This is a genomic window from Streptomyces sp. MnatMP-M17 (assembly GCF_900091995.1).
Taxonomy (GTDB): Bacteria; Actinomycetota; Actinomycetes; order Streptomycetales; family Streptomycetaceae; genus Streptomyces.
In genome coordinates, this window is the sequence record NZ_FMDK01000266.1 from 1 (window position 1) to 7,292 (window position 7,292).

General features: G+C 68.7%; 4 protein-coding genes and 1 tRNA gene. 3 read left to right on the forward strand and 2 right to left on the reverse strand.

The features are described from left to right. Window positions 1-79: 79 nt before the first annotated feature. Window positions 80-156, forward strand: a tRNA-Phe gene (locus GA0115259_RS12650). A gap of 109 nt (window positions 157-265) precedes the next feature. Here GA0115259_RS12650 and GA0115259_RS12655 read toward each other — a convergent pair. Together GA0115259_RS12655 and GA0115259_RS41715 are read right to left on the reverse strand one after the other, a co-directional pair. Then, window positions 266-1,144, reverse strand: coding sequence for a cytochrome c biogenesis CcdA family protein (locus GA0115259_RS12655; protein ID WP_093595295.1), 879 nt, complete (start codon window positions 1,142-1,144; stop codon window positions 266-268). Beyond that, window positions 1,141-2,016, reverse strand: coding sequence for a DsbA family protein (locus GA0115259_RS41715; protein WP_370747666.1), 876 nt, complete (start codon window positions 2,014-2,016; stop codon window positions 1,141-1,143). Before GA0115259_RS41715 ends, GA0115259_RS12655 begins: the two co-directional genes overlap by 4 nt. Here GA0115259_RS41715 and GA0115259_RS41720 point away from each other — a divergent pair. Both GA0115259_RS41720 and hrpA read left to right on the forward strand, forming a co-directional pair. Then, entirely contained in the window at window positions 1,979-2,833 is an 855-nt protein-coding gene (locus tag GA0115259_RS41720; protein ID WP_256097984.1) for a hypothetical protein, read from the forward strand. The two genes, GA0115259_RS41715 and GA0115259_RS41720, sit on opposite strands and share 38 nt — an antisense overlap. A 311-nt stretch (window positions 2,834-3,144) precedes the next feature. Then, window positions 3,145-7,131 (forward strand): ATP-dependent RNA helicase HrpA, encoded by a 3,987-nt coding sequence (hrpA, locus tag GA0115259_RS12670; protein ID WP_093595301.1) that lies wholly within the window; start codon window positions 3,145-3,147, stop codon window positions 7,129-7,131. Window positions 7,132-7,292 lie beyond the last annotated feature (161 nt).

The following is a 7,292-nucleotide window of genomic DNA, read 5'->3' on the forward strand; positions in this document are numbered from 1 at the left end:
TTGGAGTGCTCGCCACCCTGTCAAGGTGGAGGCCGCGGGTTCAAATCCCGTCAGGACCGCTGCAACCGTCAGGTTGCGTGGCTGGGTAGCTCAGTTGGTACGAGCGATCGCCTGAAAAGCGATAGGTCGCCGGTTCGATCCCGGCCCCAGCCACCACCGCCCGCAAGGGCATGAGCCCCGCCAAGATCCTCGGCGGGGCTTTCCCGTACGCGTCCGTACGCGCTTCTCATGCGCCGCTTCTCCCACGTCACGTGCCGCCCGTACGTCACGTGCCGCCCGTTCCGGCCTCTTCGGTACGGGTACGGGTACGGTCCGGCTCCCTCGTATCTCGTCCGCGCGGCCTGCGCGCCACCGTGACCACGACCGCGACCAGCGCCACGGCGGCCAGCAGCACCCAGTCCGGCACGGCCGCGGCGACATCGCGCGCCCGGCGTTCGACCTCGAAGGACGCATCGACCGAGAGCAGCCCCGGCAGCGCGGCCGTCCCGTCGAAGACAAGGAAGACCGTCCCCAGCACGATGAAGAAGAGCCCGGAGAGCAGCGAGGTCGTGTGCAGCTCGAAGCGGCCGGCCCGGAAGGCACGGCCGCGCAGCCAGGTCCGGCGGCCGAGACCGTACCGCTCCCAGAGCAGGGCCAGCAGGAACAGCGGTACGGCCATTCCGAGCGCGTACACCGCGAGCAGCACGCTCCCGTAGACCGGAGTGCCGCTCAGCGCGGCCACCGTCAGCACACTGCCGAGGATCGGCCCCGCGCAGAAGCCGGCGAGCCCGTAGACCAGACCGAGCGCGTACACAGACAGCGCGGTCGTGGGCCGGATCCGCCCCGACAGCTCGGCCATACGGCGCGAGGCGAAGCCCAGGCCGAGGATCTGGGCGAGCCCGAGCGCGATGATCAGCCAGCCGCCGAGGGCGACCAGCAGATCGCGATGGCCGTAGAAGAGCCGTCCCGCGAAGGAACCAGCGGCGCCCAACGGAACGAGGGTGGTGGCCAGGCCCAGATAGAAGATGCCGGTACGGGCGAGAAGGCGGCTCGCCGAGTCGATGGAATACGCGAAGAACGCGGGCAGCAGCAGGGCGCTGCACGGGCTGAGCAGAGCCAGCAGACCGCCGAGCAGCGCGACCGGATAGCCGATGTCGGTCGTCACCGATCGTCCTTGCCGCCCTTGCTGTCAGTCTTCGTGGTGTCCTTCGTCGGGAGGCCCATCGGAGCGGCGTCCTTCGTCGTCGGGCCGTTCTTCGTCGGGAGGTCCTTGGGGAGGTCTTTCGGGAGATCCTTCGGGGCCGTGTCCTTCGGAGTCGTGCCTTTCGGGGCTGTCTCCTTCTGAGGCGTGAGCTTGGGCGGAGGATCCTTCTTCGCCGCCTCGATGGCCCGGGTGAAGGTCTCCAGCGGCTGGGCGCCCGCGATGGGACGGCCGTTGACGAGGAAGGACGGGGTGGAGGTGGCGCCGAGCCCGTACGCCTCCGCCAAGTCCTTCCGTACGGACGCCTCGGCGGCGTCGCTCTCGCGGTCGTCCCTGAACCGGTTGATGTCCTTCACTCCGGCCTCGCGGGCGAGCTGGTCGAGCCGGTCGACGGCGAAGCCCTTCTCCTTCGATCCCTTGGCGTACGCGGCGGTGTGGAACTGCCAGAAGCGGCCCTGCCGGCCGGCGGCCCAGGCGGCACGGGCCGCGGCCTCGGACTGGTTGCCGAAGATCGGGAAGTTGCGCCACTCGATACGGAGGGTACCGTCGTCGACGTACTTCTTGATCAGCGCGGGCTCGCTGTCGCGGGCGAACTTCCCGCAGTAGCCGCACTTGAAGTCCGCGTACTCGACCATGACGACCGGCGCGTCCGCACGGCCCACGGCGAGCGGATCGCCCGCGCCGCGCCGGGCGAGCTTCACCAGTTCGGGATAGACGCGGGGCTGCGGCTGGGCGGGGATCTCGGCGATCACCCGGTCCCCGGACGGCGCGCGGGAGGGCGAGTCCGGGCGGGTGGAGGTGTACGAGACGACGCCGAGCAGCACGGCGGCGGCCACGATGCCCGCGCCGATGACGATGGCCTGCCGGGAGGGACGGGCCGTAAGCGGCGACGGCTCCGGAGAGGCCGGTGGAGAGTCCGGTGGAGACGCCGCGGGCGGAGGAGACGACGGCGGAAGAGTCGTCGGAGAGACGGGCGGCGCAGACGAGTCCAGCGCGGACGGCGGCGACGCAGGCGACGGAGACGGAGACGGCGGAGGAGACGACGGAACCGGCAAAGGCGGTGACGACGGGACCGACGGAGACGGAACCGGAACAGGAACCGATGACGGCGGCTCCGACGGAACCGGAGGAGAGACCGGTGGAGACGCCGGTGGAGACGCCGGGAGCGTGGACGCCGGAGACGCGGACAGCGACGGCGAAGGCGGCGGGGACGCGGGCGGCTCCACCGGAGGCGACGGAGAAACGGGCGGCGAAGCCTCTGGGGACGGCGGAGGCGTCAGCGGCGCTGTCGGAGCGGACGGGGAGTCTGATGTGGGAGCCGACGGAAGCAACGGTGGCGCAGCCGACGCAGGTGGAGAGGACAGCAAAGACTTCGGTGACTCGGCCGACGGAAGCGGCGGCACGGGCGGAGCCACAGACGTAGAGGTAGACGGAGACGGAGACGACGAAGGGGACACGGGCAGCACGGGCTCGGCCGACGGAAGCGGAGAAACAGGCGGAGAAGCAGCCGGGGCCGACGGCGACGACGACGGAGACAACGCCACGGCAGGCGACGCAGACGCGGAGCACGGCGAGGACGACGAGGACGACGGCGGACCGGACACGGGCGAGGACGTCGGGGGCGACGAGGACGGAGGCGGCGCAACCGGCTGAGGCGGCGACGCGGACGACGACTGGCTCGTGGACGAAGACGGGCCGGCGGACGGTGTGGCAGACATGGGCGAGCAACCTCCGCGACAAAGGGAACGAAAAGGATGGACCGGACAGGACCTAAGTCCCTCCCTATACCCGCAGCGCGGAGAGGACGACCGGTGAACGCCCAGCGAGCGGCGGCGGTCCACGCTCCCGTGTGACGGACGGACCACTCCGGACTTGCCCTCGGCCACCCATCACCAACACCTCCACCCGCCCCGCCCGAAATGGGTTCGCCACCCCCGAGCCGCGGGTGAGATCCTTGGCTCGGTATGTCTACTTCCTTCGCCGATCTCCAGACCCTGCTGGCCGATGTCTCGCTGCGCGACGCGCAGCGGCTCGGCCGCCGTCTCGAGGGCGCCCGGCGCATCCGTAAACCCGAGGCACGGCAGGCCGTGCTGGACGAGATCGCCGGTGAGGCCGGGAAGGCCGGCGAGCGGATGCGGCTGCGCGGCGCGCGCGTGCCCGCCGTCACGTATCCCGAGCAGCTCCCCGTCAGCCAGAAGAAGGACACGATCTTGGAGGCGATACGCGACCACCAGGTCGTGATCGTCGCGGGCGAGACCGGGTCGGGCAAGACGACCCAGATCCCCAAGATCTGTCTGGAGCTGGGCCGCGGCGTCCGCGGCATGATCGGGCACACCCAGCCGCGCAGGCTCGCCGCCCGTACCGTCGCCGAGCGGGTCGCGGACGAGTTGGACACGCCTCTGGGCGAGGCCGTCGGCTGGAAGGTCCGCTTCACCGACCAGGTCGACCAGGACGCGACCTTCGTCAAGCTGATGACCGACGGCATCCTGCTCGCCGAGATCCAGACGGACCGCGAGCTGCGCGCGTACGACACGATCATCATCGACGAGGCCCATGAGCGCAGCCTCAACATCGACTTCCTGCTGGGCTATCTCGCCCAGCTCCTCCCCCGCCGCCCGGATCTCAAGGTCGTCATCACCTCGGCGACGATCGATCCGGAGCGCTTCTCCCGCCACTTCGGCGACGCTCCCATCGTGGAGGTCTCCGGCCGGACCTATCCGGTCGAGGTCCGCTACCGCCCTCTTCTGGAGGAGGACGGCGAGGATGGCGACCGCGACCAGATCACCGCGATCGCCGAGGCCGTGGACGAACTCCATTCGGAGGGCCCCGGCGACATCCTTGTCTTCCTCTCCGGCGAGCGTGAGATCCGCGACACCGCGGACGCCCTGGAGAAACGCAAGCTGCGCGGCACCGAGGTCCTCCCTCTCTACGCCCGGCTCTCGCACGCCGAGCAGCACCGCGTGTTCCAGCGGCCCTCCGGAAACGTGACACGCAGGATCGTTCTCGCGACAAATGTGGCCGAGACCTCGCTGACCGTTCCCGGTATCAAGTACGTGATCGATCCCGGCACCGCCCGTATCTCCCGCTACAGCCACCGCACCAAGGTCCAGCGCCTGCCGATCGAGCGCATCTCGCAGGCCAGCGCCAATCAGCGCAAGGGCCGCTGCGGCCGTACCTCCGACGGCATCTGTATCCGGCTCTACTCCGAGGACGACTTCGAGTCCCGCCCGGAGTTCACCGACGCCGAGATCCTCCGTACGAATCTGGCCTCCGTCATCCTCCAGATGACCGCGGCCGGCCTCGGTGACATCGAGAGATTCCCTTTCATCGATCCGCCGGACCACCGCAATATCCGCGACGGTGTACAGCTCCTCCAGGAGCTCGGCGCGTTCGATCCGTCGCAGGCCGCGCAGAAGGATCCGAAGAAGAAGCTCACACCGCTGGGCCGCAAGCTCTCCCAGCTCCCGGTCGATCCGCGCCTGGCCCGTATGGTCATCGAGGCCGACCGCAACGGCTGTGTACGGGAAGTCATGGTGATCGCCGCCGCGCTCTCCATCCAGGATCCGCGCGAGCGCCCGGCCGAGAAGCAGACGCAGGCAGATCAGCAGCACGCCCGCTTCAGGGACGAGACGTCGGACTTCCTCGCCTTTCTCAATCTCTGGCGGTACATCAGGGAGCAGCAGAAGGTGCTGTCCTCCTCCGCCTTCCGCCGAATGTGCAAGTCGGAGTATCTGAACTTCCTACGGATCCGGGAGTGGCAGGACATCTACTCCCAGCTCCGTACGGTCGCCCGGCAGATGGGCATCCATCTCAACGAGGAGGACGCGGCCGACCAGTCCGTCCATGTTTCCCTCCTCGCCGGCCTGCTGTCGCACATCGGTATGAAGGATGTGAAGGATGCCGGCGCGGAGGCCGCCAAGAACGCCGGCAAGAGCACCGGCAAGAACGAGTATCTGGGCGCGCGCGGCGCCAAGTTCGCGGTGTTCCCCGGCTCGTCGCTCTTCCGGAAGCCGCCGCGCTTCATCATGTCCGCCGAGCTGGTGGAGACCTCCCGGCTCTGGGCGCGCGTCAACGCGAAGATCGAGCCCGAGTGGATCGAGCCCCTCGCCGGCCATTTGCTCAAGCGCACCTACAGCGAGCCGCACTGGGAGAAGGACGCGGCGGCCGTGATGGCGTACGAGAAGGTGACGCTGTACGGCGTGCCGATCGTCGCCCAGCGCAAGGTGAATTTCGGCCGTATCGATCCCGAGATCTCCCGGGAGCTGTTCATCCGCAACGCGCTGGTCGAGGGCGACTGGCGTACGCATCACCAGTTCTTCCATGACAATCGCAAATTGCTCGGCGAGGTCGAGGAGCTGGAGCACCGCGCACGGCGCCGCGACATCCTTGTGGACGACGAGACGCTCTACGACTTCTACGACCAGCGCGTGCCGGACGATGTGGTCTCCGGCGCGCACTTCGACTCCTGGTGGAAGGCGAAGCGCCGTGAGGAGCCGGAACTGCTCGATTTCGAGCGGTCGATGCTCATCAACGAGAAGGCCGGCTCGGTCACCAAGGACGACTATCCGGACTCCTGGCGGCAGGGCCCGCTCAAGTTCCGTGTGACGTACCAGTTCGAGCCGGGCGCTGACGCGGACGGCGTGACCGTCCATGTACCGCTCCAGGTGCTCAACCAGGTCACCTCCGAAGGTTTCGACTGGCAGATCCCCGGGCTGCGCGAGGATGTGGTCATGGAGCTGATCCGCTCCCTGCCCAAGCCGATCCGCCGCCACTACGTGCCCGCGCCGAACTACGCGAAGGCGTTCCTGGAGCGCGCGGTGCCGCTCCAGGAGCCGCTGCCTGTCACGCTCGCGCGCGAGCTCCAGCGGATGGTGGGCGTACCGGTCACGGGCGACGACTTCGATCTGTCACGGGTGCCCGACCATCTGAAGATCACATTCAGGATCACCGACGAGCGGCGTCGCAAGATCGCCGAGGACAAGGATCTGGAGGCGCTGAAGCTGAGTCTTCGGCCCAAGGCCCGCCAGGCCCTCTCCCAGGCCGCCGCGGCCACCGCGGAGCGCTCGGGCGGCGCGTCGATCGAACGTACGGGACTGACGGACTGGACGATCGGCAGCCTCTCCCGGGTCTTCGAGACGCGACGGGCCGGCCAGCCGGTCAAGGCGTATCCGGCCCTGGTCGACCAGGGCGCCACCGTGGCCGTACGCCTCTTCGACACGGAGGCGGAGCAGCAGCAGGCGATGTGGGCGGGAACGCGGCGGCTGATCCTGCTGAACATCCCGGTGAATCCGGCGAAGTTCGCCTCGGACAAGCTCTCCAACCAGCAGAAGCTGGCGCTCTCCCGCAATCCGCACGGCTCGGTCCAGGCGCTGTTCGACGACTGCGCGATGGCCTCGGCGGACCGGCTGATCACGGACCACGGAGGTCCCGCGTGGGACGAGGAATCGTTCCGGAAGCTGTACGACAAGGTCCGCGCCGACCTCGTCGACATGACCGTACGGACCATCGGCCAGGTCCAGCAGATCCTTGCCGCCTGGCAGGCGTGTGAGCGCCGGCTGAAGGCCACGAACAGTCTGACGCTGGTGAACAACGTCCAGGACGTCAGGGACCAGCTCGCGGCCCTCGTACCGGCGGGCTTCGTCACCCGCACCGGGCTGCGCCGGCTGCCGGATCTGATGCGCTATCTCGTGGCGGTGGACCGGAGGCTCCAGCAGATGCCGACGGCCGTCCAGCGCGACACGACGCGGATGGAGAAGGTCCACGAGATGCAGGACGAGTACGCCTGGCTGCTCGAACAGCTCCCGAAGGGATGGCCGGTGCCGCAGCAGGTCCTGGACATCCGCTGGATGATCGAGGAGCTGCGGGTGAGCTATTTCGCGCACGCTCTGGGCACGGCGCAGCCCGTCTCGGACAAGCGCATCATGAAGGCGATCGACGCGCTGGCGCCATGACGCCCGCCGTGACGGTCCGGTCGCCAGCAGTCAGTTCGACCGCACCCTCCGAGCTGCTGTAGAGTCTCGTTTCGCAGCCGGGGAAACCAGGCCGCGAAACCTGGTCCTGTGGAGCAGCTTGGAGTGCTCGCCACCCTGTCAAGGTGGAGGCCGCGGGTTCA